Source organism: ANME-2 cluster archaeon, from assembly GCA_014237145.1.
Classification (GTDB): Archaea; Halobacteriota; Methanosarcinia; order Methanosarcinales; family Methanocomedenaceae; genus Methanocomedens_A.
Genome location: JAAXOC010000077.1, coordinates 14424 through 38184, shown reverse-complemented (window position 1 = coordinate 38184; position 23761 = coordinate 14424). Strand labels below are relative to the sequence as shown.

The window sequence follows — 23761 nt, the reverse complement described above, 5'->3', positions numbered from 1 at the left end:
TAAAATTATATATCTACAATAATCGTAATTTAATTTAAATATATTTTGATAGAATTAACTATATATTATGAAAAAATAGGAAAAAAACATTAGGTGATATGAAATATGAGATCTTCTGAGGTAAGAGTTTTTGATGAAACTGATCTGGAGTTTATTGAAATATTAAGGAATTTAAATATCTCACGGAATGTGGCTTCAACTCTTGCGTTTCTTTCAAATGTTGATGAAGCAACTTCAAAAAGCCTGGAACTTGGTTCCCAGCTTAGGCAGCCGGAAGTTAGTATTGCAATGAGGGAATTAAGGGATTTCGGGTGGCTGGATGAAAGAGAGCTCAAGAAAGAAGGCAAGGGCAGGCCGATGAAAGTCTATAAGCTTGCTGTTCCATTTGGTGAAATTGTTGAGCATATAGAAAAACAAACCAAAAAAGATAATCAAAGAATAATGAAAAACATTGAGAAACTGAAAAGGTTGAAGTTTCAAGAAAAGTAGATTATTTATCAATTTTTGCTAAGCCGGGACATATTTCCTAACAATAGCTTGTTTTTTTTCTCTTGGTACCTGAATTACCTTAGCAACAGGTAAAATTAAAAATATTTTTTTTATGAGATACTTTTGCCCTGAAGATACAGGGTAACCCTTAAAGATACTGCCACATTAAAGGAGTATATATGGATCACTGGATCTCCCCCGAACCAACAAGATTCGAAAGTGAACACCCGCTATTCCTCTGTGTCCTGTCAAATACGGATACAGCCAGTATCCCGGGTATCTCTGCAGCAGGGAAATCACCCGGTTTGATAGACTATACCCCGGCAGGAGATGCCGAATTGGTAACACTGGGCAGGACAGTGTGCAATGCCGAACCCCCGATGACAGACCAGAGTCCTACACCTGCCGTGATTACCAGGGCGGCAATGCAGTTGACAGGCATCCCTTTTATGTTCATAAACAGTGGCTTGAAGATAATCCCCAGCATACCACTACTGGATGTTGGTGCCTTCCCTGGCAGGGATATCAGGACGGCACAGGCAGTACCGGATGCACGTAAGATATATGCGAATGCACTAGAGATGGGACGCCAGATACGAAAGCTCTCGGATCTTGTTATTATCGGTGAGAGTATACCAGGCGGGACTACCACTGCCATGGCTGTACTTCAGGCAATGGGCATAGACGGCAGGGTGAGCAGTAGTAATTCCCTAAACCCCCTGGACATTAAAGCACAGGTCGTGGACGAAGCTTTTAGCAAAGCAGGCATCCGTTTTGGGGATATGTCACATGACCCCATTGGCGCAATAGAACACTTTGGCGATCCAATGATGCCGTGTGTATGCGGTCTCATAGACGGGCTAAAGGACACAGGGATCGTACTGGCAGGCGGCACACAGATGATGGCAGTACTTTCCCTCCTGGATGGTCTGGGTATAAATGGGAATATTTCAATTGCCACTACGAAATTTGTGGCAGAAGACGGCACTGCCAGTTTTGTTGAAACGGTATCTGAGCTGGGTTTTGAATCTTATATTGCTGACCCTGGTTTTGACAGGTCCAGGTACCAGGGACTCAGGATGTATGAATCCGGAGTAATAAAGGAGGGCGTGGGAGCAGGTGGTGCAATGTTTTTAGCAGGACTTATGGGGATCAGGCAAAAAGAGTTCAGGGAACAGGTAGAACTGGTGTGTGACCAGATATTGTAAACCTACTAAGATTCCAGTATCCCGGATTCGATATCTTCGATCATAGAGTTCATCTTTTCATACCAGGTATCGATATTCCCTTTTATCATTTCTTTTAATTTACAGGGATCAAGTGCTGAATAAACGTAATAATAGCCTCCACCCTCTATGGTTTTAGTCTCCCTGTATACCAGTTGGCATGACATGAGGTTTTGCAGGGACCTGTAGGCAGTGCTGCGTTCCCGATTAAGCAGTTCACCCAGTTTTTCAGCAGTCATCTGTCCATGGGATACCAGTAATTTGTAGGTTTCCATGTCCAGGTTCTTTAATCCAAGCACGCATTTGGCAATGTCTGAGCAATTGAAATTCCCGTGGATCATTTCAGGTATGGAACTTGGAATTTCTTACACCTCGTTATTGTTATGTATGATCTGTTCAGTATTATTGTGGCAAGTGGTAAGTGGTAAGCACAATATTGTATAGTTTGTACAAAACCATTATAATACTATAACTATTACAACTATTTATTTAATAAATTATCGATGGTCGAAATGGAGAACGATAGATATATTGTAGTCCAAGGGTGCAGGAAATGCGGAAAATGTGATCAGGTGTGCCCTGTGGATGCACTGTACAAGGTTGACGGCGAGGCACGCATAGATTATGATAAATGCACACGCTGCGGTAAATGCATGGAAATATGCCCGAATAAGGCCATAATCTACCTGGACTGACCAGCCAGGGCTTTCAGGCATCCTTCCAGCGTGCCGTTACCTGTTATATCAGGAACAATTCCATGATCACGCATCATGCTCGCGGTCTTAGGCCCGATGGCGATCACTGTTTTACCTGCTGCATCCCCTGTTGATACACCAGACTGAGCAAATGACTTCCCGCTGGTAAATATGACCACGTCCACGTCAGGCAGTATCTTCCTGAGATCGTTTCCAGTGGGTACCAGCCTGTAGGCTACTCCTTGCTGTACACGGGCGCCTGAAGCAGTAAGTGACTCCACCAAAGCGGGATTTGGGATATCTGGGCGTACAATTCCTACGGTCCTGCCTCGGATGCGTGACCCGAGATGGGATGCAAAATGGTCAGATGAGAATGTGGTGATTGTTTCACAGTTGAAGCCCTTATCGACGATGGCTTCCTGTGTCCTGGGACCAACTGCTATGATAGTGGTAGTATCCGGGACAGTGCCGCACTGTTCAAAGAAGTACCTGACACCCATAGTGCTTGAGAAGATAAGAAAATCCACTTTGGCTGAGGTCACTTTCCTGCAAAGCTCATCCAGTGATGCAGGATCATCCGGAATTTTTGTCTTCATTGTCGGGACAAGTATTGCATCATGACCGTACTTTGAAAAAAGTTCACTGGTGCCGCCGGATTTTTCTTCCAGCCGGGTTACTGCGATTTTCATCTGATTGAATATCTTCGGTATATGATTTAACTTCTTCCAATTATTGTTCCGGACCTCATAGCCCATGTTCTGATCCCGGGAGCTTTATCAGCAAATTTATATTAACCAATAAATGTCTGTTACCCGTCAATTGCCTCTAATAAGGTCAGTGGCAATTGTAATAACCTGAGATGTGACAATGAATACCAGCTTTCTACTACTGTCAGTCGTCATCGGTTTTATTCTTGGTATATTCAGTGGGCTTGTGCCTGGCATTCACACCAACACGTTCTCTTTTATCTTAGCCGCATTTTCACCCTTACTTGATGAACTGGGTTTTAGCCCGGTGTGTGTTGCAGCTATTATCATATCAAATGCATTGACCCACACCTTTCTTGATATTATACCGTCTGTATTCCTGGGTGCGCCCGATGCCGATACATCACTGGCTGTGCTGCCCGGACACCAGATGCTGCTGGACGGGCATGGTTTGGAGGCGGTCAGGCTGTCGGCACTGGGCAGTGCAGGCTCGGTAGTGGTCTCACTGGTACTGATATTGCCCATGGCAGTATTCTTTAATGGTGTGTATCCGTTTGTAGACCAGTACATTGGCTGGATACTGCTGGCTATTGTGCTGGTAATGGTCTATACCGAGCGTGGTGAGGTGGTTGAGGGACAGGGGCCACTGGTGAGGATGAAATACAGGATGTTTGCTGTAGTGCTGTTTTTAGGCTCGGGTCTATTGGGTTTGTTCGCTTTTGAATCCCAGGCATTGATGAACCCGCTTATCATGGTCGGCGAGCCTTCCATACTCATGCCCCTGTTCAGCGGGCTGTTCGGGGCGTCCATGCTGGTGATCAGTATGCTGACTGATACGGTCATACCTATGCAGGTAAGTTCCAGGCTGATCCTGCTGCCGAAGCGCATATTGAGGGGAACTGTGGTTGGCAGCGTTGCAGGCTCCTTTGTGGCATGGCTGCCCGGTGTCACTTCGGCAGTGGCTACTGTGCTGGCAAGACTGGCAGTGAAGGAGGACTATTCTGATGATGACACGGCCAGGGAGTTCATTGTTTCTATATCGGGTGTGAATACGGCGAATGCGATTTACGGACTGGTCGCCTTGTATGTGATCGGCAGGACCCGCAGTGGTGCCATGGTTGCTGTATCCGATGTGATGGGTGGGACGAGTCTGGATGCCAATATCCTGGTCATTTTGCTGATTATAATTGTCGGGGTGTCGATCGCTGCCTATTTTATGACGATATACCTGGGTGACAGGATACTGGGTGTGCTGACCAGGATCAATTACCGCAGGATGTGCATGGTGATTCTGACAGGGCTGACATTGCTTGTACTGGTGTTCACGGGCTGGTTCGGGCTTGTGGTGTTTGCTGCGGCTGTTCCTTTGGGTATGCTGGCCCCATATCTGAAGGTAAGGCGGACCCATGCTATGGGTGCCCTGATACTGCCGCTGCTGATGTTTTATTTTTGATTTTCCTTATAGCTGGACAGTAAGTTTAGGAGCAATGGGCCAGCCGCCGGCAGCCCTCTTGATTTATCGAAGCCCAGCCCCGGATCAGCGCAGCAACCAGACAGAATATAGCCAGCTTTATACTTCACTGGCTCACTCTATCTTTTTTAATTTATTTGAAATATCACGGCAAGTTCCACCAATTAAAATCAAAAAAAATCCAAACATCACTATCGCAATAAGTGTATAAATAAAATTTAAAGGCGATGAAGCAGGATTTTGTACATAGTATAAAGCAGCAATAAGAATAGCTCCGAAAAGTGCACTTACCAATATTTTTAATATATCAAGTCTTGCTAAAATATAATCCTTCTCTGACATTCATCAAACCTCATTTATGTAAATCCGCCCATCCTCTTCATTCTGCTAATTCCTTTGATGTAGGATATGGAACCCGTTTTAATTTTACATTGCCCTTTTCATTACATGCAAATAAAACGCCTTCGTCGTCTCTTGAGAGGAGCATGCACTCATTTAAGCTGAGTTTTTCGTATATTGGTTCTTCCTTCTTCTTTTCGATCATATTATTATCCCTTTCTCAATAATTATAAACTACAATAGATGTGTCATAAATTTTTGCATTCATAGGACCTGATCTTCTTTGTTAATATGGTTGCTGATCCATAGCTTATCTTGATACTGCTGCTGCTGGTGTTTTATTGCATCATCATCATCTCGAAATTACCGCAACCCTAATCTAAAGCCTTTGGTAATCCTTCACATGAAAAATTATATCGATGACTGTATAAGATTTATTTGAATATATTATCTATTTCCCAAAAAATATCATTAAGATATTGTGCCCCCACACCTAAATTTTGGCAGTATCGGGATAATGGAAAATCTCCTGTTAGTATTTCACCACCATTATTTTTGGCAGCAATTATTAAAGAAGTATCTGTAAAACCAAATTGAAACACCTCTTCAGATTCAAGAATTATTTTTTTTGGAATATATGACTCTTCCATACTCTTAAAATTTTCACTATTTTCTTTAAGAAACTCTGAGAATCGATTTACTTTCAAATTTGCAGCAAAATTTGATACTTCACATAGAACTCCAGGTGTAACAATAATTATTTGTGCATGTGCAAGGAATTGTTTAAGAAGTGTAAAGTTTTTAACCGGAGACTGTCGGAAAAGTCGATATTTTGAGATATTACATTCAAACCTGAAATTTCAATGCTACAGTTCATAGCGTTTTACAGAGATATGTTTTATTCAATGTTTCGATTTTGGTACTTTTCCGACAATCTCAACCGAATAATTATACGTCTTAAGTCTTTAAAATTTTGATATCAAATTTGTGTCATAGGTCCCTATCAGAAATAATAAGAGAGGAATTGTATCGATTATAATGATCTTGGGAGCTTTAATCATACATTTGGACATCCATAATGGTTCCATCTTCATCAATTATCATTGTGTATTTTTTTGTTTGCTATTCAAAAATATTCTTCACATCACAGTTGACTACCCATAAATCATCTTCTTTTGTAACCTTACTCGTTTCGAATAGAAAATAAGTGGTGGTTTTTGTTTCTTCAAAATATTTTTTAGCAATAATTGCCGCCCATTTTGCATCAATAGCCATTAAAATCACCTGTACAGGCTGTCCCAAAACTAAAAGCGTGTGTGCAAATCAAATGAAATCTATCCCATCTGGGATAATAACATTGAATTATAATCAATAATTGCCCAATTATGATAAAATATAGCCGAATTGTATAATGTGAATTAGTTTTGGGACAGCTTGTGTAATACAAACTACTTTTAAATACATATTTTTTTTCATCTTTATTCAATTATATGATGATAAAAACCATTCTCTATCAGGGTATAGGGTATACCCTGCATGTATATTCCCTCAAAGCGCCAGCAACTTCTCCTTACCCGTTATCACATCTTCCATCGAGAACACTTCCAGATTATGGATGCCGCCATACCCCAACTCCCCTATCACTTCCAGGTCAACCGTCCCGCTGCCAGGTGCCATATGCACATCCCCGTTATACTCATCGGTCCACACACCCATATTATCATGCACATGCACATGCACCACCAACGGGCGCACAGTCTCCATAAACTCCCTGACCATACCCGCCCTGCCTCCTGCAGTCAGGTTAGCATGTCCCACATCAAAAGTAATACCCAGGTTGCCTGAATTGACCTCCTCAACTGCCTGCACCAATTCACCAGCCTCACAGCACAGGTTCCCGGGAGCCGTCCCCTCCTTGTTCTCCAGGCCCAGCATCACACCGTGATTATCTGCAAACTCTGCCAGACGCTTCAGGTTATCCACCATCCTCAACAGGCTATCCTGGCGGTTATTCCCAACAAGCCCGGGATGCAAAACCACCACCCTGGACTGGAAATATGCTGCCAGTTCAATAGACTCTTCCATAAGCCTGAAATCAGAACCTTTCATGTTCGCCGTATCCACACACAGTTTGGCAGGATATGTGGGAACATTGGCATAGTAGGGTGCATGTACAGATGTCACACCGCTGGAAGTGGATAACATATCAGACACATTCCTGACCCGGTCATGCTGAAGTTTGCGCCCCTCATAGAGTTCCATTTTAGGCACATACAGCTCCACAGAGTCAACCTCATTGACCAACACCTCAAGCGGGGATGCAAAGGAAGATGCCCCTATGATCATTACTCTACAGCACCTGCCCCATGATGTCCAGTGCCCGCAGGATATCCTCATCAGATGTGGCATAGGACAACCTGATATGCCCTTCGCCCCGGGGCCCGAAGGCCGAACCAGGCGCAGTGATCACTCCCGCATCCAATAACTTCATGACAGCCTCCATTGAATTGTCAACCTTTGGGAATGCATAGAAAGCGCCCTTTGGTTCCACGCATCCAATGCCGATATCCTTTAGTCCTTTTATCAATAAGTCCCTGCGCCGCAGGAAACTCTCCCGCATCTCTGTCACGCATTCCTGGGGCCCGGTTATGGCAGCCAAAGCCGCTTTCTGTGCGATACTGTTAGCACATGCCTGCACGTACTGGTGAGCCTTCAGCATCTGCTCGGTAATATCATGTGGAGCAGCCACATAACCCAGCCTCCATCCAGTCATTGCATAGGTCTTGGATGTAGCATTAATAGTAATAACGTTGTTGGAAATACTGGCAGGGCTCACATGCTCCCCTTCATAGATAATATGCTCATACACTTCGTCAGAGATGATGGTAATATTATGGTCATCTGCCAGTTCGCATAGTCCCTGCATCTCGTCCCTGGTCTGCACACCACCAGTGGGATTGGATGGTGAATTGATCACGAGCACCCTGGTCTTATCAGTGATATATTCGGCAACGGTATCTGCATCCAGGGTGAATGTATCAGTTAAAGGCACACCTACCGCCCTGCCGCCTGAGATATCGGTAAGCGCCACATATGACACAAATCCCGGGTCAGGTACCAGTACCTCATCCCCTGGTTCCACAAGAGCAAGAAGTGCTATGTGAAGTGCCTCCGATGCACCCGAGGTAATAATAATATCATCAAAAGCGACCTGGAAATTATTAAACTGTTCGAATTTTTCTGACAGGGCCTGCCTTAATTCCGGCAAACCGAGATTCGTGGTATATCCGGTGAACCCATCATTAATTGCGTCAATAGCTGCCTGTTTAATATGATCAGGGGTATCAAAGTCTGGCTGGCCAAGACCCATGTTGATGGCATTGGGGCCTGCCCCCTCGAATAACTTCCTGATACCTGAAATGTCTATCTTTTCAACCCTCTCGGCAAATCTTCGATTCGATGTCATTCTTCCTCCCTGTATTCCTTTTTGGTGATATTCCATCCTTCCATTGATCTAAGTTCATTAAATATCAGCATGATCATTGCCATACTACCATTCCAGTGAATGGTCTTATTTACTTCCCCTTCCTTAAGATCATTAATAATACTTTCAATGAAATAATTCAATGCATGCTGTTTCGAAAACTGGATATTAAAAATGACCTTGTATCCGTCTTTGATCCTTCCATAGGATATTAACGTATAGTCATTATTTTCATACAAGGGGATCTGGTCATAATCACATATGATCTCAGTTTCATGGACAAAAGAGGAATCTGCCCTGGAAAAGCATTCTAATATCTTCCTGACACTTTGAACTGTAGCCTGCTTGCCGAACCATATCTTGATCTTGCCGGTTGTGCATGACAGTCCAATGTTATCGCATCCCATCTCAATGTATGAAATATTTCTCCCATCATCAAGTACGTCATCCATTGATATAGAAACTTCTTCTAACATTAGGATATGAATTATGTTAACTTAATATGAATTTTATGGTTATATTTTTGTACATCGCTTGCTCTCGTTTTCAGTTTTACGCTATCGGATGTTCCATAATTTCCTAAAAACATCAGAACATATATATTCATAGATGAATCTATATATTCCATATAGAACGGGAGATGGATATGGAGATTCGAAAAATCCAGCGGACCGGAGGGTCAACTTACATAGTGTCACTGCCTAAACAGTGGGCCGATCATGTGGGCCTGACCAGCGGTATGAATGTGGGGATCACTACCCGACCAGACGGTAGCCTGCTTATTTCACCTGATATCCCGTCTCCATCTCCATCTCCCACAAAAAAACAACTGGATGTTACTGACAGGACCGGGGATGTGCTGGTGAGGGAGATCATAGCGTCCTATATTGCAGGCTTTAATGTGATCGAACTGGTATCAAAACGGATCACTGCAGAACAGAAACAGACCATCAGGCAGATCACACATAAGCTCATCGGACCCGAGATCGTTGAGGAAACTGCTGATCGGATGATCATCCAGGACCTGCTGAATCCCGTTGAACTGTCCCTGCGCCAGTCTGTACGGCGGATGTACCTGATAGCAAGTTCAATGCAGACAGATGCAATTCATGCCCTGGCATCCAGTGACTCTGACCTGGCCATGGATGTATCCAGCAGGGACGATGAAGTGGACAGGTTATACCTGCTGATCGAAAAGCAGCTTCGTATCATGCTTCGCAGTGGACAGGTAATTGATTCACAAAAAGATATGACACCTGATATGAGTCTTGACCTGAGCCTTGCGGCCCAGCCTATAGAGAAGATCGCAGACCATGCAAGGAAAATTGCGCTTATCACAATAAGCCTGAAGAAACAACTCCCTGAAGATGTTGTCAGGATGTTTAAGGGTGCAGGGCAAAGTGTAAGCAAACTTGTGGAGAATTCTGTAGAATCATTATTTTCATCTGATATTGACAAAGCAAACAATTCGATCGAGATGAAAATGGAAATAAACAAGGCACTGCATGCTATTGATAAGAAACTGGTCACCATGGATCCCAGGGATGCACTACACCTGCGAATTGTATCGGATAGTATTGATCGTATAGGGGATTATGGTGCAAATATTGCAGAAATAGCGATAAATTCAACTATATCAAAATCATTGTAAGAAAAAAATAAGAATAATCCGGTGAGGGGATTGAAAAGGAGGAAAAAGAATGGGATTGATCAAGAGAGTAAAAAAGAATTTCTCATATATATTTAGAAACTTATTTAAGAAGAAGACTGCAAAGATCGGAATCTACGGGCCGCCCAATGCAGGAAAGACAACTCTTGCAAACCGGATCATCAGGGACTGGACCGGGGATGCTATGGGTGCGGTATCGAATGTTCCGCATGAGACCAGGCGGGCACGCCGCCGTGAAGGTGTAACAATCGAATCCAATGGCTCAAAGGTCACACTTGATATTGTGGATACTCCCGGACTTGCCACTAAAATAGATTTTCATGAATTCATGGCCCACGGTCTGGAAGAAGAAGAGGCAAAGCGCAGGGCTAAGGAAGCCACCGAAGGTATAATCGAAGCCGTAAAATGGCTTGATGACCTGGACGGAGTTATCCTGGTGATGGACGCTACCGAAGACCCGTTCACCCAGGTGAATGTGACCGTTATCGGGAACATGGAAGCAAGGAAACTGCCGCTTTTGATCGCTGCCAACAAGATCGACCTGCCCGAATCCTCACCTGCAAGGATACACAGTGCATTCCCCCAGCATCCGCTGGTACCAATATCAGCATTGGAAGGACAGAATATCGATGCTCTCTATGAAGAGATCGCGGACCATTTCGGGTGATATCATGATAGGAGTACAGATGGACCTGATCTCAGAGGAAAAGATGGCCGCGATGACAGCCATGGAAAAAATACGGCTGATACTTGATGGTGTCAAGGAGGGTAAGATCATTGTGCTTGAAAGAGGATTGACACCCACTGAAGAAGCGAAACTCATAGAGATGACCATGACCGAGATCACTCCGGACGATTTTCCTGGTATTGAGATTGAGAGCTATCCCAGCAGCCAGAACCAGAAATTAATAGACAGGATATTCAGGAAACCCGTTGTCAGGACAAGATTAACAGTGATCGGCCCGGCAAACCAGCTAAAAACACTGAAAAAGGACCGCGACCTTATCAGTGCACTGGTATCCTCACAATAAATACTTAATAGTACTTTGCTAAAATAAAGAGGAACTATGCCCCACAAATGTACCCGGTGTGAGACGATTTTCAAGGACGGTGCCGTGGAGATCCTTAACGGCTGCCCTAATTGCGGCTGGAACAAGTTCCTCTTTGTACATGATGAGACCCCGGCAGTTGTGGAGAGTACAACCGAAAGGGAGGAAGAACAGCCGGCAAAGAAATTCCTCAAGGAGATAGATGAGTTCCTTGCAGACCAGGGGGTCAAGGTGGATGAGGCTGAAAAGATGGAACAGGAACCTGAGGGTGAGCGCATTGAATCTATTCGAATAATGGGCCCGGGTTCCTATGAACTCAATCTTGAAGCACTGCTGGAGCGCAAGGAGATCATCATGGCATTAAAGGAAGATGGTACATATATGGTGCACTTACCTTCGGTGTTTGACAATAAAAAGAGAAAGAAAAATAAGAAATAACCCTGTTCATTTTCATGCTTCGAAAAACGTGTTTGGTGTGGTTGAAACGTCATAAAATATTCTCTCTACACCTGAAGGGAAAACAAGTTTAAAAGTATAAACATTAGTACCCAGGTTGTGGGAATCATGGAAAAACATATTTCCTCCTTGTTCAGGGTCATGGTAGGATACATTCATTACTTTGACCACAGCACTATCTTTCCTGACACTCAGTACCTCGACATTATCAAAATCATCGAATATGTCATAGATTGCAGATTTTATGCTTCCCGTACCAAGGAAAAGGACATACATTTGTGCAATTATATCCAGTTCAAATTCGATGTTGAAGGTAGCATCCGGACCTTCTAGAGTCATTGTAATAGATTCCACCTGCAGGTATCTGGATGGCTCAGCACTTGCAGTACCCACTGTTAAATATATTGATGATAATAACAGTCCCGTCACGAGCAAAATTATTCTGCTGTTCATAGATCTATCTCTTTAATAGATAATGTTCCATACCAAATTATTTATCTTTTTCTCTTGACCTTGCAGCCACTGAGATCATGTGTCTCATATAATCTTTCCCTGCAATGTTCTTGATGATCCTGTTTTCTTTGATGTCTATGATCTCCAGGCCGGAAAAAAGGTCCTTTATCTCGTCGGGGTCAAAATAATGGTACACCGAGCCTGTACTGCGCAAAAACGTGGCAGGTTCCACTTCCCTGCCTCCTATACGCATATCCTTCCTGCCAAGTACTTCTATTACTAAGGTGCCGCCAGGCACCAGCACACGTGCGAACTCTGAGGGCACCGCACTTCTTTCCTCTTCCAGTAAGTGCTGCAGGACGCCGAAGGCAACCACTGCATCGAATGTATTGTCCCTGAATGGAAGATGGCATACGTCCGCAGCAGCCAGGTCCATTTGCATATTACGGCGCAATCTTACAGTGTCCAGTTCAGTTATGGCAAGGCTGGATATGTCCACTCCCATGACTTCGTATTCCCGCATGGCAAGAGGGATTGTGTATCTCCCCACTCCGCAGCCAGCATCAAGGATACGGGCAGGTGGTGTTACATACCTGTCAAAAAAATCAAGTGAATACGGCCCCTTCCAGATACCACACAGGTGTTCTGTGTTCCAGGCTTTCAGATGGCTGATCGGTCTTTGCTTCATACTTATAGGAAGATGACAACGTTTATGTATAAAAATGAGTTCTAATACTCACGCCAATTCAAGTTCCACAATGATAATTGGCAAAGAGGAAAAACAATGAATACGATGATCAAAACAATTATTACGCTTGCCATAGTTATGACCGGACTGCTGATTTCAGGATGTACCGACAGCGAACCTGCGACCCAGCAGCCATTAAACCACAACATGCCTTTGGTTCCTGTTGTAGTGGATGTCACAATAGGCGAAGTACTGGCGAACCCTTATGCACATGAAACCATCCGTGTGACTGGTATCGTGAACCAGACCATCGATGTTGAGGGTTATACATACATGGAGATGACAGACAGTACTGACAGCCTGTGGGTGGCAGGTTATTCGACACAACTGGATAACGACACAGAGATAACAGCTACTGGCAGCTTGCAGACCGAATTTACCAGTACCCAGCTTGGAAGGACGTTCGACATTATTTTATTCGCTGATTCGGTCTCTGACGGGACCACATCTGTTTCAAACTCCCCGCATGGCAGCGGTACTATAATAACAGGTAACATAACAAGTGACATCAATGTCACACCTGTTGATGGGGGCACAAGTATAGAAGATATCAAGTCCATGTCGGCAGCACTGGATGGACAGGTTGTAAAGGTATCTGCCGTGGTAGTGAAAAACGTGGTGCTCATTGATGATTATTTCCTGACACTTGATGATGGTACAGGACAGTTGAAGGCAAGATGTCCAAATACTTTTAATGTATCCCAGGGGGACAGCGTGGTAGTCACGGGCAGTGTAATGACAGATGTTGACCTTGGAAGTGGATACTATTATGAAGTATTGCTCCAGATAACTGATGTGGAGTAGGTACGTCAGGTATTGTATCTATCAAAGTTAGTATATAGTTAAAAACCAAACAATATTAACTAATAAAATGCGAATTTCAACAAGTGATAACAAATAAACCACGGAGGGCACAGAGGACACAGAGAGTAAAATCAGATGCAAGCTCTGTGTTCTCTGTGTTCTCTGTGGTTAAATTATAATTGTCTGAAAATCAAAGTGTTAAGACATTAGTATCGGTGATTTCTATCGATAACTTCTGTCGAAGTTATCTATCAAATGTTAGGTTCTTGACTATAAAGCCAGGTGTGAGGTGAAGGTGATATGATGGAAAAGTATCCTGTAGTAATGACAATAGCAGGGTCAGATTCAGGCGGCGGTGCAGGTATACAGGCTGACCTGAAGACCTTTGCAACACTGGGAGCCCATGGTACGTGTGCAATTACTTCTATCACTTCCCAGAACACGACAGGTGTGCAGGATGTGCATGACCTGCCGCCCGGTACTGTTGAATCCCAGATACGGGCAGTGGCTTCTGATATGAAGATCGCTTATGCCAAGACAGGTATGCTCTCTTCGTCCGGTATTATTACCAGGGTAGCAAAGATGGTCAGGGAGTACCAGATCCCGCTGGTGGTTGACCCGGTCATGGCGGCCGAGGCTGGAGACAGCCTGATCGGGCGCGAGGCTGTTACAACCCTGCAGGAGGAACTCATTCCGCTGGCCAGGGTACTGACACCCAATGTCGATGAGGCAGCTATCCTCTCTGGAATCAGGATCAATGACCTGGATGATGCGAAGGAAGCGGCACGCCGCATTGTGGATTCGGGAGCAAATGCAGTAATTATCACGGGGGGGCACCTGGAGGGGGCTGACCTCTTATATGAGGGAGTGGATTTTACGCTTGTGGATGGCGAACTGGTCAAGGGCGGGACCCACGGGGCCGGGTGCACCTATTCGGCTGCATTGACCGTATTTCTTGCTGGCGGGGCCAGTCTTAGGGATGCGGCTGCGGGTGCCAAGCTGTTTGTGACAAGGGCTATTCTTGAAAGCCGGTCTGTGGGGCAGGGCGTGGGGCCTGTGAACCAGGCGCAGCATACGGTTACGACTGCCCGGATGTACGAGGCAGTGGTGGATGTGCAGGAAGCGGTTGCCATACTGGAATCGTCCAGGGATTTTGCTGATCTTATACCTGAAGTAGGCTGCAATGTGGCCAGTGCCATTCCTGATGCAGCCGGTACTGAAGATGTGTGTGCGGTGCGGGGGCGTATCGTCAGGTCGGGGGGCCGTGTGCAGGCTGTGGGTTGTCCGGCCATGGGTGCCAGCAGGCATGTGGCAAGGATCGTGCTGGCTGCCATGCATCACGATGCCGGATTGCGGGGAGCCCTGAACATTCGTTATTCAGGGGATGTGCTGGAGGTGGTTAGGGATATGGGGCTGGCTGTGGCTTCATTTGACAGGGCGCATGAGCCCGAGGGTGTCAGTACTATGGAATGGGGCACCCGGACTGCTATTGATACGTACCGGAAGTTGCACAACCGGGTGCCGGATGTGGTGTATGACCCGGGTGCGGTTGGTAAGGAGCCTATGATACGGCTGCTCGCACACAGGGCTGTGGATGTGGCGGAGATGGGTGTGGAGATTGGGAGGAGGCTGGGTGAGGAGTAAATTTACTCATTTAGCAAGTGGTGCAATTGTGAAAAATATAAGCGGAGATTTAGTTAAGAAAACGATTCTTCCAATTCCACCATTAAAAGAACAACAATCCATCGTCGTAGAACTCGACGAAATCCCAGCCGAAACCAAAAAACTCGAAGCAATCTACACTCAAAAACTCGCAGACTTGGACGAATTAAAAAAATCAATACTGCAAAAAGCTTTCAATGGTGAACTCACGGAGGTGTTAGTATGAATGAATTAATTTTATTTCAGGATAAAAAAGTTCGCAGAGCATGGGACGAAAGCAACCAGAAATGGTATTTTTCTATTGTGGATGTAATCGAGATTCTGACAGATAGTCCAAATCCTAGAAAATATTGGAGTGTACTTAAAACCAGACTCAAAAAGGAAAACAGTGAGTTGACTACAATTTGTAGTCAACTGAAAATGCAGTCGTCTGACGGCAAATTTTATAATACTGATGTTGCCAGTACTGAAGGTCTTTTGCGAATAATTCAATCTGTCCCATCTCCCAAGGCAGAACCTTTCAAACGCTGGCTGGCAAAAGTTGGCTACGAACGGCTCGAAGAGATCGAAAACCCGGAAATCGCAACAAAGCGTATGCGTGAGATCTACAAACAGAAGGGCTATTCAGACGAATGGATCGAAAAGAGAGCAAGAGGTATCGCTGTCCGGGATGAATTAACTGAAGAGTGGAAGATAAGAGGTGTGAAAGAACATTTAGAATACGCTATATTGACAGCTGAGATCAGTAAGGCAACATTCGGCATGACGCCTTCTGAATACAAAAATTTTAAAGCGCTTGATAAACCAAAAGACAACCTGCGCGACCATATGACAGACCTTGAACTAATTTTTACAATGCTGGGCGAAGCATCAACGACAGAAATTGCAAAAAAGAAAAATGCAAAAGGATTTCCTGAAAATAAAAAAGCTGCTAGTGCAGGGGGAACCATTGCAGGAAATGCCAGAAAAGAACTCGAAGAAGAATCAGGTAAAAAAGTGTCAACAAAAACCAATTATTATGAATTGTCTGAGGCACAAATAAGGAATAAGAAAATTCAGTAATTGATACCATCGTGGAACAATAAACGAATCTGAAAACAAAAAGCGTTTGAAGGTTCATAGATTACTGAAACTGAACTGTCGATAATTTGTCTACAGTTGAGTTCGTTCCATTTTGGAACATACTGCCATATCCCCCAAGGTTGATTTGCCATATGCAAATACTGGATTTAAGTTTGGGACAGTGATCATTTGCACAACCACTCGCCCCTGCGCAAATTCAAAATAATACACTCTCAAGTATAATATGTAGGAGTGTATTCATCAACAGACAAAGCGAACTCATTGACCAGTTCATGAACAATCGAGGATTTAAGCTATTCTATGTCAAAAAGGCCTCGTCATCCTCTGTTGAGTGTTTCTCACGTTCTGGAATCATCTATACAGCTTCTGACCCCGGGCCGTGTGCCGGAGTTTATCAGGGATATGGGGCTGACTGTGGAGATTGCGAGGAGGCTGGGTGAGGAGTAAATGTGTGTTTCAAGCGTTATTTATGGAGTTGAACTTAGAAGTTACATAGGGACTAATTATCCCCATGTAGAAATGCTAACTCATACAAATACAAAAAAGAAACGTTCTTACAGGAAACATAAAAGATGTTTTTAGATTGATCCAAACAATACCATCTCCTAGAGCAGTGCCTTTCAAAAGATGGCTTGCAAAAGTCGGAAAAGATTGATTACTATTAACTCTTGCAACGGGTACAGGAAAAACTGCTATTGCCTTTCAAATTGCCTGGAAACTTTTCCATGCACGTTGGAATTTAAAGCGGGATGGTACAAGAAGACCGCGAATATCGTAAGGTGTTGTGCAGAGTTCCTGAATATCAGCAACCACAGCCCGAAGCGCAAGCATATCTCTGGGCTAAGCGGGATCTTGCCAGCGCCCCTGCATTCCAGCCAGATAATCCACATCTGCTGAATAGAAGAAAAGCAGGCATTGATCTGTAAGATGTATAGTAGTAGTTTAGTTGGTCATTCAATTGACCATTAGCTTATAAACAACTGGTCAATCATATGACCAAACATATATAAGCAACCAGTCACATCATAAATAAATATGGATTTTATAAACATATCCCGTCAAAATCCCTGGTGGAAAGATCCATCTGCGATATCCAACGATGATAAAATAAAAGATTTTCAAGCAGCACATATCCAGTGGCAACCAAGGATAAAACATGACATTACATTTGACAACGATCGAATCTATACATTACGAGGACCTCGCCAGGTTGGAAAAACAACGTTGGTCAAACTCCTGATAAAAGACCTGCTACCGGAAGTTAAGGATTCCAAGAGCATTTTTTATTATACTTGTGATCTCATAGACAATGAAAAAGAACTTTTTGAAGTTATGAATATGTATTTGGATTGGTCCCTGGCGTTCAATTTAGACCGAAAATATATATTCCTGGATGAGATATCATCTGTAAAGAACTGGGAAAAAGGATTAAAATACTTAGTTGATACCGGGCTATTAAAAAACACCTCTGTTCTATTAACCGGGTCGCATTCAATCGACATCAAACATAGCATTGAACGCCTGCCCGGAAGACGGGGGGAAGGTACTGGAACATTAGATAAAATATTATTGCCGATGAAATTTGCCGAATTCGTAGAAACTGTTGATCCGGCAATGAAAAAACTGTTAAGGGATAATGATCTTCACCAGGGAGACAAAACACAGGATATTGTTCTTGGGTTGTTTGACAGGAAAATAGATCCTGTGCTCAATCAATTACAAGTATATCAGGATGAATTGGATCGATTGTTTGAACAGTATCTGTTCACAGGTGGAATCCCAAAGCCAGTAAATGAATTCTTTTTAAAAAACAGCATTGATAGCAGTACTTATGAGATCTATATACGTTCATTGATCGGTGACCTGGCAAGATGGCAAATTCAAGAGATATCCATTAAGCAGATACTGCGAAGCATTTCCAATAAATTATCAACAAATATTAGCTGGCAAAGCATAGTTAAAGATACGGATATTGGGTCGCATAATACAGTATCTAAATACGTTGGCGATCTGGAAGATTCATTTGTACTAAGTACCTTGTATTCGATTGATATTTCTAAAAAGAGTGCCGTCTTTAAAAAGGAGAAAAAAATATACTTCCAGGACCCTTTTATTTTTCATTCTTTACGGGCATGGGTGATGGGATTGACAGATTATTTCAATTCAAGCCTGTTATATCTTAGTAATCCGGAAATGAAAGGTAAATTAGTAGAATCTGTTGTCGGGAACCATCTGGTTCGATTGATGTATAATATCTACCCCAGTGATGTTTTTTCGCTTCATGAACATGTATTTTACTGGCGGAAGAAAGGCGGGAAGATTGAAGTGGATTTTGTATTAAGATCTGGAAATAATGAGCTGTTCCCAGTTGAATTGAAATATCAAAATCAGATACAAAAAAGCGATTATAAAGGATTATACACATTTAAAAAAGGGGTATTGCTTTCAAAAAACAAATTTGATGTTACCGGCAATTATGTAACAATTCCGGTCTCATTGTTTTTGCTGCTCATTTGATAATATGGCTGTTAAAATGTTGAGATATGCACTGACAGGCAAGACAGAAGATCGTAAGGTTGATGTGCTATATCATATAGTGAACTTTGTCCGGGATATAATGACCATTTGCACAACCACCCACTCCATCGCGAATTCTAAATAATACACTCCCAAGTATAATACTCGTGAGTGTATTCACCAACATACAAAGGGAACTCTCGCTCCTCAACCAAAGGTCCGCTCGTCCCAAAGCCGAATTCGTAGTAATATGCGGTAGGTGCAGAATTGGAATAAGCGAACTCATTGACCAGTTCATTAACAATCGAAGCTTTAAGGCACTCCATGTCGAAAAGGCCTCGTTATCCCCTGCTGAGCGTTTCACACATTCGGGAATCCTCTATACAGCTTCTGACCCCGGTCCATATGCCGGAGGTTATCAGGGATATGGGGCTGACTTTTGATTAATTTGACAGGGCGCATGAGCCCCCTGGTGTCAGTACTATGTAATGGGGGTCCGGACTGCTATTGATACGTACCGGAAGCTCCACAACCGGGTGCCTAATGTGGTGTATGACCTGGGTGCGGTGGTCAAGGAGCCTATGGTTCGGCTGCTGGCGCACAGGGCTGTGGATGCTGCGGAGATGGGTGTGGAGATTGGGAGGAGGATGGGCGAAAAGTAATCTTTTGAGGGATAATGCTTTCACCGCACTTTTGCCAATCATTTTTATTTTGCGTACCCATCAATAATTCACTTCTAGTGTCAAGTCAACCATACAATATCGCAAGATATATGATCTGACACGGTTATTTTTTAAGTTTTTTTCAAGACGCTTATTAACGCTGATTAACGCTGATTTAAGGTTGCATCTGCGTTAATCAGTGTTAATCTGCGTCTAATATAATTATTGATTAATTTGATTTTAGAATTGTGCCATATGCCTTTCATGATCTGACACTTTAAGGTTGACTTGACACTAGTGGCATATCCATATTTGGTATAGAAATCCCCTATTTTTTTTAAAACTTGAATTGTCATAATGTCTTCAGAAGAATTAAATATAACTTATAATCATAAACATTAATGACATCATAAATCTCTGATTAATAACAAAGGGAGGAGTAAAGATATGAAAGTCCTAGTTGCTTATATGTCTGTTACAGGAAATACTAAAAAGGTAGCTGAAGCTATTTTTAAGGAGATTCAAGAAGAAAAAGAAATCAAAGAACTTGAAGAGGTTGAAAATCTCGAAGGCTACGATGTTGCATTCGTTGGCTTCCCGGTTCATGGATTCGGACCACCTGAAGACGTGAAGGAATTCTTAGACAAATATGCTCAAGGTAAGAACCTCGCTCTTTTCATAACACATGCAATGCCTCAGAGTATGGAAATGCTTGAAGGAATCCTTGTAAAATGCAATGAACCCGCATGTGAAGCGAACCTATTAGGTACATTTGACTGCCAGGGAGAACTTGATGAAAGCCTGGCACAAAAATTGTTAAAGCATCCTGACCCAAAAATGCAGAAGTTTGGGGCGATGCGTGAAATGACGTTAGGTCATCCTGATGCTAATGAAATTGAGAGTGCGCAATTGTTCACAAAGGAGATAATGGAAAAAGTGCGTTAGACCAAAGATTTATATTTGGAACACTTTCCTTAGCATCAAGTCCAGAAATACCAAATAAAGAAGAAAAGGAATCGCAGGATTTGAAGGAGTTTTTTCTATTACTGGTTTATTAGCAATTGCACTTTTAATTAGAAGAAGGCGATAATGTAACAAGTGGTATATATTGAATCAAGAAAAATATTATCCCCGAGCATCAATGAGAAGCCTGGGACAGAGCGAAGCGACGTCCGGGATCGTTGACTTATAATCCGCTGATATAATCCCCATCATCAGCCTGAACAGAAAGGGGACGGGAAGAAGATGAACGGTGTACCTTTATCTGGCAGCACAGTATTACCTGTATGTGCTTCGTTGGATACCATGATATGGAGGATTTGATATGACAGCAAACGCGATCTGTGCCGCCAGAAAGTATGGCGATGTGGATCATGCAGAAAATGTGTATGCCCAATTCGTCACACAGAATCAGTGTGAGAGTTTTCTTGTCATATAAATTATATTTATTACCATAACACTCGATCCTACTATGCATGACCCAGCACATAAATATAAGGCAACACATCTTATCGCAGGAAGTGCTGACATGCCCGGAATGCTGAGCAATATACTTTCTGCATTTGAAATACCATATCTGGCAGACGCTGGAAACGATCGAGGAGTGTTGATGAGATGAATATGAGATCACTGCAACCAAATCCTTTTATCGATGACATGTCTCATCCTTATGTCCATGTCGCTACGGGAGAAGGTGCATATGATAACACGAGACAAGTTCTTTCACAAATCAACCTTGCTGTAGTCAAAGGCAAGCGTGTTCTTTTAAAGCCAAATGCAGGGCGAATTGCTACTGCCGATTCGGGGATTACCACCAACCCCCAGGTTGTGGCTGCAGCAATTGATGCATTTCTCGAGGCAGAAGCAAGCGTTGCGGTTGGCGAGAGTCCTATAACAGGCGTCAAAACAATGGAGGCATTCGAAGCAACGGGTATTGCGTCAGTGGCCCGTGAGCGCAACTGTCCTTTGATTGATATGGATGCCCGGCAGCCCATTCATGTGATTATCGAAGATGGCGTTGCATTACAGTCGCTTAAGGTGTGTCCTGAAGTGCTAGAGTACGACGTTGTCGTTTCAATACCGGTCATGAAGACCCACATGCACACAGTTGTCACGCTGGCGGTGAAAAATATGAAAGGATGTCTATGGCGACGTACAAAGGTTGATCTTCACATGCTACCTCCAATTAAGGATTTGAACGACAAACCGCTTAATATCGCCATTGCTGATACTGCATCGGTTCTTCGTCCGCATCTATCGATTATTGATGGCGCTACTGGAATGGAAGGGCTGGGTCCAAGCGCTGGACAGGCTAAGAAACTTGATCTTGTTTTGGCAGGGATTGATCCTTTGGCAGTGGACGCCGTTGCCTGCTCGCTCATGGGGCTGAATGCAGAAGATGTGCCACACCTGCGTATTTGCGCCCAACGAGGATATGGCGTGATCGATATCTCAAGAATACAGGTGAGTCCTGCTAGGTGGCATGATTTTATCTCTCCTTTTGAGCCCCCTCCCGACAACTTATCTATACAGTTCCCGGGTATCACCATTCTTGATGAAATGTCATGCAGTGCCTGCCAGTCCACAGTTTTTATGTTATTGAAACGGTATAGGAGTCAGGTCTTCGACTCCTTCACCGGACAGGAGAATGTCACCATTGCAATCGGGAAGGGACATCTATCTATCCCTTGCGGTACGCTCTGCATCGGTAACTGCACTGCTCAATATAAAAAGCAGGGTGTTTTTGTACCGGGATGTCCGCCTGTGGCGACTCAAATCCTGGAAATGATTTCCAAAAACGAACTTGAAGAAAGCCCCGACAATCTGATTGAGTAGAGCTGTTGACGCACATTTGCAGGGATAACTTCCACTGTGCATTTTATAATTTAAAACTGAAAACTACTCAACAGACACTCGTGGATGCCTCGGACTTTAAGTCCGAGCGTGGTGTGGATGGGGCTGTAATTGGAATTGATGAGACTTCGTGTGCCAAAGGGCACAAATATGTTACACTTGAAGTGGATTTCGACACATCTAAAGTAATTCATGTTTGTGAAGTAAAAGACTCTAATACTGTTTCTATCTTCAAAAAAGATTACAAAACACACAGTGGAAATCATGAGAATATTCACTCTGTCTGTTGTGATATGTCCCCTGCTTTTATAAGTGGTATTCATGCTGAATTTCTTAATGCAGCAATCAATTTTAATAAATTTCATGCAATGAAGATGGTAAATGAGGAGGGAGATTAATGAATGAAGCAAATTACGGCAAGTGTAGAGACCTATCGGTCATTTGGGAGTTTATAAAAAGAAGTGCTCGTGGTTATCGAAATGTTCAGAATTTCATTACTATGATCTATCTTCGATTGGGACAATTGAATTTCCAGTTACCCACATGAATTAGCGAAGAGCCATTTGCAAAGATACACTAGAAACCGGTAGTATCCGAATCAATTACTATAGTCCCTATGAAAAGATTAATCAGTAAGCTATCGATTTCCCAATCAAGTTTGAGTAATTAGAAAAAAAACTGCAAAAAAAAGTTTGATTGGAATATTTTATTCCTTTGATATCAGTATCTCTGTTGCTTTGATCACGGCTTCTACTTTATCGCCTTCTTTTAGATTAAGCTCTTCTACCGCCTCTTTAGTTATCATCGAGGTTAGATTCGCAGACTTGGAGATTTCAATTTTTACAGTGGAAGCAACTGTACCATTCTCTATTTTCGTTACAACGCCTTCGATCTTATTTCTTGCACTAATTCTTATTTTAAACACATCCTATACTTTCTGCAATTCCTGCCACGCAATTATAATTACAGTGAATTACAATAAATTGTTGTATAACATACTATCTAAATCTACCTATTGAGTAAATGAGACTTTTTATTATTTACTGGGACTATTCAAAAAAGCCGGAATCCACACGAAACTCGGGTGACCTCAGAACTGCCTTCCGGCAGCGTTCAAGTAAAACTTGTCTCATGATTCCCTTCCCATGTACCCCAATATACACAAAAACCCATCTAGCGTCTTCAGGTTTTTGGTTCGTTTACTTTTACCACGCAGAATATCGGCGGACTTAAAGAGGAAGTTTTCGAGTTGGGAGAGCGTGATTTTTTTAGTGTCCAATATTTATTCCTCTTACATGATGTATTTTTATAATGGTGGAACAAAGTAGATATCGTTTATAATGAATTAAAAAGCTTCATATAGTTTCTACCTGACCCCGTTTTTAACAATTTCA

General features: G+C 43.1%; 33 protein-coding genes and 1 pseudogene. 22 read left to right on the top strand and 12 right to left on the bottom strand.

Annotated elements, in window-relative coordinates; all coding sequences use genetic code 11:
- Positions 1–105: 105 nt before the first annotated feature.
- Complete coding sequence (locus tag HF974_10000; GenBank protein MBC2698639.1) at positions 106–489, top strand: ArsR family transcriptional regulator; 384 nt, start codon at positions 106–108, stop codon at positions 487–489.
- Between the two features lie 179 nt (positions 490–668).
- Complete coding sequence (locus HF974_09995; GenBank protein MBC2698638.1) at positions 669–1697, top strand: TIGR00303 family protein; 1029 nt, start codon at positions 669–671, stop codon at positions 1695–1697.
- 5 nt (positions 1698–1702) lie between these two features.
- On the opposite strand, the gene HF974_09990 is transcribed toward HF974_09995, so the two are convergent.
- Positions 1703–2077 carry a TrmB family transcriptional regulator gene (locus HF974_09990; GenBank protein ID MBC2698637.1) on the bottom strand — a complete coding sequence of 125 codons (375 nt, stop codon included), beginning with the start codon at positions 2075–2077 and terminating at the stop codon, positions 1703–1705.
- Positions 2078–2227: 150 nt separating this feature from the next.
- On the opposite strand from HF974_09990, the gene HF974_09985 reads away from it, so the two are divergent.
- Entirely contained in the window at positions 2228–2410 is a 183-nt protein-coding gene (locus tag HF974_09985) for a 4Fe-4S binding protein (GenBank protein ID MBC2698636.1), read from the top strand.
- On the opposite strand, the gene HF974_09980 is transcribed toward HF974_09985, so the two are convergent.
- Positions 2398–3099: a uroporphyrinogen-III synthase gene (locus HF974_09980; protein ID MBC2698635.1), complete on the bottom strand. Its 702-nt coding sequence runs from the start codon at positions 3097–3099 to the stop codon at positions 2398–2400. The genes HF974_09985 and HF974_09980 overlap by 13 nt on opposite strands.
- A gap of 178 nt (positions 3100–3277) precedes the next feature.
- Between HF974_09980 and HF974_09975 the strand changes: the two genes are divergently transcribed.
- The gene (locus HF974_09975; GenBank protein ID MBC2698634.1) at positions 3278–4570 is read left to right on the top strand and encodes a hypothetical protein; all 1293 of its coding nucleotides are present in this window, start codon (positions 3278–3280) and stop codon (positions 4568–4570) included.
- 132 nt (positions 4571–4702) lie between these two features.
- On the opposite strand, the gene HF974_09970 is transcribed toward HF974_09975, so the two are convergent.
- From HF974_09970 to HF974_09940, 7 genes are all read right to left on the bottom strand, one after another.
- A complete protein-coding gene (locus HF974_09970; protein ID MBC2698633.1) occupies positions 4703–4930 on the bottom strand; it encodes a hypothetical protein in 228 nt (75 codons plus the stop codon).
- A gap of 37 nt (positions 4931–4967) precedes the next feature.
- A complete protein-coding gene (locus HF974_09965; protein MBC2698632.1) occupies positions 4968–5132 on the bottom strand; it encodes a hypothetical protein in 165 nt (54 codons plus the stop codon).
- Positions 5133–5361: 229 nt separating this feature from the next.
- Positions 5362–5634: a hypothetical protein gene (locus HF974_09960; protein MBC2698631.1), complete on the bottom strand. Its 273-nt coding sequence runs from the start codon at positions 5632–5634 to the stop codon at positions 5362–5364.
- Positions 5635–6049: 415 nt separating this feature from the next.
- Positions 6050–6202, bottom strand: a complete 153-nt coding sequence (locus HF974_09955) for a hypothetical protein (protein ID MBC2698630.1) — start codon at positions 6200–6202, stop codon at positions 6050–6052.
- 273 nt (positions 6203–6475) lie between these two features.
- Entirely contained in the window at positions 6476–7273 is a 798-nt protein-coding gene (locus HF974_09950; protein MBC2698629.1) for a sugar phosphate isomerase/epimerase, read from the bottom strand.
- Positions 7274–7277: 4 nt separating this feature from the next.
- Entirely contained in the window at positions 7278–8393 is a 1116-nt protein-coding gene (locus HF974_09945) for a pyridoxal phosphate-dependent aminotransferase (GenBank protein MBC2698628.1), read from the bottom strand.
- Positions 8390–8887: a hypothetical protein gene (locus tag HF974_09940; GenBank protein MBC2698627.1), complete on the bottom strand. Its 498-nt coding sequence runs from the start codon at positions 8885–8887 to the stop codon at positions 8390–8392. Before HF974_09940 ends, HF974_09945 begins: the two co-directional genes overlap by 4 nt.
- A gap of 170 nt (positions 8888–9057) precedes the next feature.
- On the opposite strand from HF974_09940, the gene HF974_09935 reads away from it, so the two are divergent.
- Genes HF974_09935 through HF974_09920 form a run of 4 tightly spaced genes read left to right on the top strand, consistent with a single transcriptional unit; the run spans position 9058 to position 11567 of the window.
- Positions 9058–10062 carry a phosphate uptake regulator PhoU gene (locus HF974_09935; protein MBC2698626.1) on the top strand — a complete coding sequence of 335 codons (1005 nt, stop codon included), beginning with the start codon at positions 9058–9060 and terminating at the stop codon, positions 10060–10062.
- A gap of 49 nt (positions 10063–10111) precedes the next feature.
- Positions 10112–10747, top strand: coding sequence for a GTP-binding protein (locus HF974_09930; GenBank protein ID MBC2698625.1), 636 nt, complete (start codon positions 10112–10114; stop codon positions 10745–10747).
- A gap of 4 nt (positions 10748–10751) precedes the next feature.
- Entirely contained in the window at positions 10752–11111 is a 360-nt protein-coding gene (locus HF974_09925; GenBank protein MBC2698624.1) for a DUF2073 domain-containing protein, read from the top strand.
- Positions 11112–11147: 36 nt separating this feature from the next.
- A complete protein-coding gene (locus HF974_09920) occupies positions 11148–11567 on the top strand; it encodes a hypothetical protein (protein MBC2698623.1) in 420 nt (139 codons plus the stop codon).
- A gap of 12 nt (positions 11568–11579) precedes the next feature.
- Here HF974_09920 and HF974_09915 read toward each other — a convergent pair whose 3' ends face one another.
- Together HF974_09915 and HF974_09910 are read right to left on the bottom strand one after the other, a co-directional pair.
- Positions 11580–12038 (bottom strand): hypothetical protein, encoded by a 459-nt coding sequence (locus HF974_09915; GenBank protein MBC2698622.1) that lies wholly within the window; start codon positions 12036–12038, stop codon positions 11580–11582.
- 37 nt (positions 12039–12075) lie between these two features.
- On the bottom strand, positions 12076–12726 hold the full coding sequence (locus HF974_09910) for a class I SAM-dependent methyltransferase (protein MBC2698621.1): 651 nt from the start codon (positions 12724–12726) through the stop codon (positions 12076–12078).
- 96 nt (positions 12727–12822) lie between these two features.
- Between HF974_09910 and HF974_09905 the strand changes: the two genes are divergently transcribed.
- From HF974_09905 to HF974_09840, 14 genes and pseudogenes are all read left to right on the top strand, one after another.
- A complete protein-coding gene (locus HF974_09905) occupies positions 12823–13590 on the top strand; it encodes a hypothetical protein (GenBank protein MBC2698620.1) in 768 nt (255 codons plus the stop codon).
- Positions 13591–13893: 303 nt separating this feature from the next.
- Positions 13894–15234 carry a bifunctional hydroxymethylpyrimidine kinase/phosphomethylpyrimidine kinase gene (gene thiD, locus HF974_09900; GenBank protein ID MBC2698619.1) on the top strand — a complete coding sequence of 447 codons (1341 nt, stop codon included), beginning with the start codon at positions 13894–13896 and terminating at the stop codon, positions 15232–15234.
- On the top strand, positions 15224–15478 hold the full coding sequence (locus HF974_09895; protein ID MBC2698618.1) for a hypothetical protein: 255 nt from the start codon (positions 15224–15226) through the stop codon (positions 15476–15478). Before thiD ends, HF974_09895 begins: the two co-directional genes overlap by 11 nt.
- Complete coding sequence (locus HF974_09890) at positions 15475–16314, top strand: Bro-N domain-containing protein (protein ID MBC2698617.1); 840 nt, start codon at positions 15475–15477, stop codon at positions 16312–16314. The genes HF974_09895 and HF974_09890 overlap by 4 nt, the downstream gene beginning before the upstream one ends.
- Positions 16315–16635: 321 nt before the next feature.
- The gene (locus HF974_09885; GenBank protein MBC2698616.1) at positions 16636–16782 is read left to right on the top strand and encodes a hypothetical protein; all 147 of its coding nucleotides are present in this window, start codon (positions 16636–16638) and stop codon (positions 16780–16782) included.
- A gap of 247 nt (positions 16783–17029) precedes the next feature.
- Positions 17030–17107, top strand: a pseudogene (locus tag HF974_09880) (hypothetical protein).
- Entirely contained in the window at positions 17085–17261 is a 177-nt protein-coding gene (locus HF974_09875) for a hypothetical protein (GenBank protein MBC2698615.1), read from the top strand. Before HF974_09880 ends, HF974_09875 begins: the two are co-directional and overlap by 23 nt.
- Before the next feature lie 109 nt (positions 17262–17370).
- On the top strand, positions 17371–18852 hold the full coding sequence (locus tag HF974_09870; GenBank protein MBC2698614.1) for an ATP-binding protein: 1482 nt from the start codon (positions 17371–17373) through the stop codon (positions 18850–18852).
- 488 nt (positions 18853–19340) lie between these two features.
- The gene (locus HF974_09865; protein MBC2698613.1) at positions 19341–19514 is read left to right on the top strand and encodes a hypothetical protein; all 174 of its coding nucleotides are present in this window, start codon (positions 19341–19343) and stop codon (positions 19512–19514) included.
- A 447-nt stretch (positions 19515–19961) separates the two neighbouring features.
- Positions 19962–20459 (top strand): flavodoxin, encoded by a 498-nt coding sequence (locus HF974_09860; GenBank protein ID MBC2698612.1) that lies wholly within the window; start codon positions 19962–19964, stop codon positions 20457–20459.
- 70 nt (positions 20460–20529) lie between these two features.
- Positions 20530–20604 (top strand): PGF-CTERM sorting domain-containing protein, encoded by a 75-nt coding sequence (locus tag HF974_09855; GenBank protein MBC2698611.1) that lies wholly within the window; start codon positions 20530–20532, stop codon positions 20602–20604.
- 381 nt (positions 20605–20985) lie between these two features.
- Positions 20986–21132 (top strand): hypothetical protein, encoded by a 147-nt coding sequence (locus HF974_09850; GenBank protein MBC2698610.1) that lies wholly within the window; start codon positions 20986–20988, stop codon positions 21130–21132.
- Positions 21129–22349, top strand: coding sequence for a DUF362 domain-containing protein (locus tag HF974_09845; GenBank protein MBC2698609.1), 1221 nt, complete (start codon positions 21129–21131; stop codon positions 22347–22349). Before HF974_09850 ends, HF974_09845 begins: the two co-directional genes overlap by 4 nt.
- A 113-nt stretch (positions 22350–22462) precedes the next feature.
- A complete protein-coding gene (locus HF974_09840) occupies positions 22463–22765 on the top strand; it encodes a transposase (protein ID MBC2698608.1) in 303 nt (100 codons plus the stop codon).
- A 308-nt stretch (positions 22766–23073) separates the two neighbouring features.
- On the opposite strand, the gene HF974_09835 is transcribed toward HF974_09840, so the two are convergent.
- Positions 23074–23283 (bottom strand): TOBE domain-containing protein, encoded by a 210-nt coding sequence (locus HF974_09835; protein MBC2698607.1) that lies wholly within the window; start codon positions 23281–23283, stop codon positions 23074–23076.
- Positions 23284–23761 lie beyond the last annotated feature (478 nt).

Coding starts and splice junctions, on each gene's coding strand:
- HF974_10000 (MBC2698639.1), top strand. CDS start 106: ATGAGATCTTCTGAGGTAAGAGTTTTTGATGAAACTGATCTGGAGTTT.
- HF974_09995 (MBC2698638.1), top strand. CDS start 669: ATGGATCACTGGATCTCCCCCGAACCAACAAGATTCGAAAGTGAACAC.
- HF974_09985 (MBC2698636.1), top strand. CDS start 2,228: ATGGAGAACGATAGATATATTGTAGTCCAAGGGTGCAGGAAATGCGGA.
- HF974_09980 (MBC2698635.1), bottom strand. CDS start 3,099: ATGAAAATCGCAGTAACCCGGCTGGAAGAAAAATCCGGCGGCACCAGT.
- HF974_09975 (MBC2698634.1), top strand. CDS start 3,278: ATGAATACCAGCTTTCTACTACTGTCAGTCGTCATCGGTTTTATTCTT.
- HF974_09970 (MBC2698633.1), bottom strand. CDS start 4,930: ATGTCAGAGAAGGATTATATTTTAGCAAGACTTGATATATTAAAAATA.
- HF974_09965 (MBC2698632.1), bottom strand. CDS start 5,132: ATGATCGAAAAGAAGAAGGAAGAACCAATATACGAAAAACTCAGCTTA.
- HF974_09955 (MBC2698630.1), bottom strand. CDS start 6,202: ATGGCTATTGATGCAAAATGGGCGGCAATTATTGCTAAAAAATATTTT.
- HF974_09950 (MBC2698629.1), bottom strand. CDS start 7,273: ATGATCATAGGGGCATCTTCCTTTGCATCCCCGCTTGAGGTGTTGGTC.
- HF974_09945 (MBC2698628.1), bottom strand. CDS start 8,393: ATGACATCGAATCGAAGATTTGCCGAGAGGGTTGAAAAGATAGACATT.
- HF974_09940 (MBC2698627.1), bottom strand. CDS start 8,887: ATGTTAGAAGAAGTTTCTATATCAATGGATGACGTACTTGATGATGGG.
- HF974_09935 (MBC2698626.1), top strand. CDS start 9,058: ATGGAGATTCGAAAAATCCAGCGGACCGGAGGGTCAACTTACATAGTG.
- HF974_09930 (MBC2698625.1), top strand. CDS start 10,112: ATGGGATTGATCAAGAGAGTAAAAAAGAATTTCTCATATATATTTAGA.
- HF974_09925 (MBC2698624.1), top strand. CDS start 10,752: ATGATAGGAGTACAGATGGACCTGATCTCAGAGGAAAAGATGGCCGCG.
- HF974_09920 (MBC2698623.1), top strand. CDS start 11,148: ATGCCCCACAAATGTACCCGGTGTGAGACGATTTTCAAGGACGGTGCC.
- HF974_09915 (MBC2698622.1), bottom strand. CDS start 12,038: ATGAACAGCAGAATAATTTTGCTCGTGACGGGACTGTTATTATCATCA.
- HF974_09910 (MBC2698621.1), bottom strand. CDS start 12,726: ATGAAGCAAAGACCGATCAGCCATCTGAAAGCCTGGAACACAGAACAC.
- HF974_09905 (MBC2698620.1), top strand. CDS start 12,823: ATGAATACGATGATCAAAACAATTATTACGCTTGCCATAGTTATGACC.
- thiD (MBC2698619.1), top strand. CDS start 13,894: ATGGAAAAGTATCCTGTAGTAATGACAATAGCAGGGTCAGATTCAGGC.
- HF974_09890 (MBC2698617.1), top strand. CDS start 15,475: ATGAATGAATTAATTTTATTTCAGGATAAAAAAGTTCGCAGAGCATGG.
- HF974_09885 (MBC2698616.1), top strand. CDS start 16,636: ATGTCAAAAAGGCCTCGTCATCCTCTGTTGAGTGTTTCTCACGTTCTG.
- HF974_09875 (MBC2698615.1), top strand. CDS start 17,085: ATGGTACAAGAAGACCGCGAATATCGTAAGGTGTTGTGCAGAGTTCCT.
- HF974_09870 (MBC2698614.1), top strand. CDS start 17,371: ATGGATTTTATAAACATATCCCGTCAAAATCCCTGGTGGAAAGATCCA.
- HF974_09865 (MBC2698613.1), top strand. CDS start 19,341: ATGGGGGTCCGGACTGCTATTGATACGTACCGGAAGCTCCACAACCGG.
- HF974_09860 (MBC2698612.1), top strand. CDS start 19,962: ATGAAAGTCCTAGTTGCTTATATGTCTGTTACAGGAAATACTAAAAAG.
- HF974_09850 (MBC2698610.1), top strand. CDS start 20,986: ATGCATGACCCAGCACATAAATATAAGGCAACACATCTTATCGCAGGA.
- HF974_09845 (MBC2698609.1), top strand. CDS start 21,129: ATGAATATGAGATCACTGCAACCAAATCCTTTTATCGATGACATGTCT.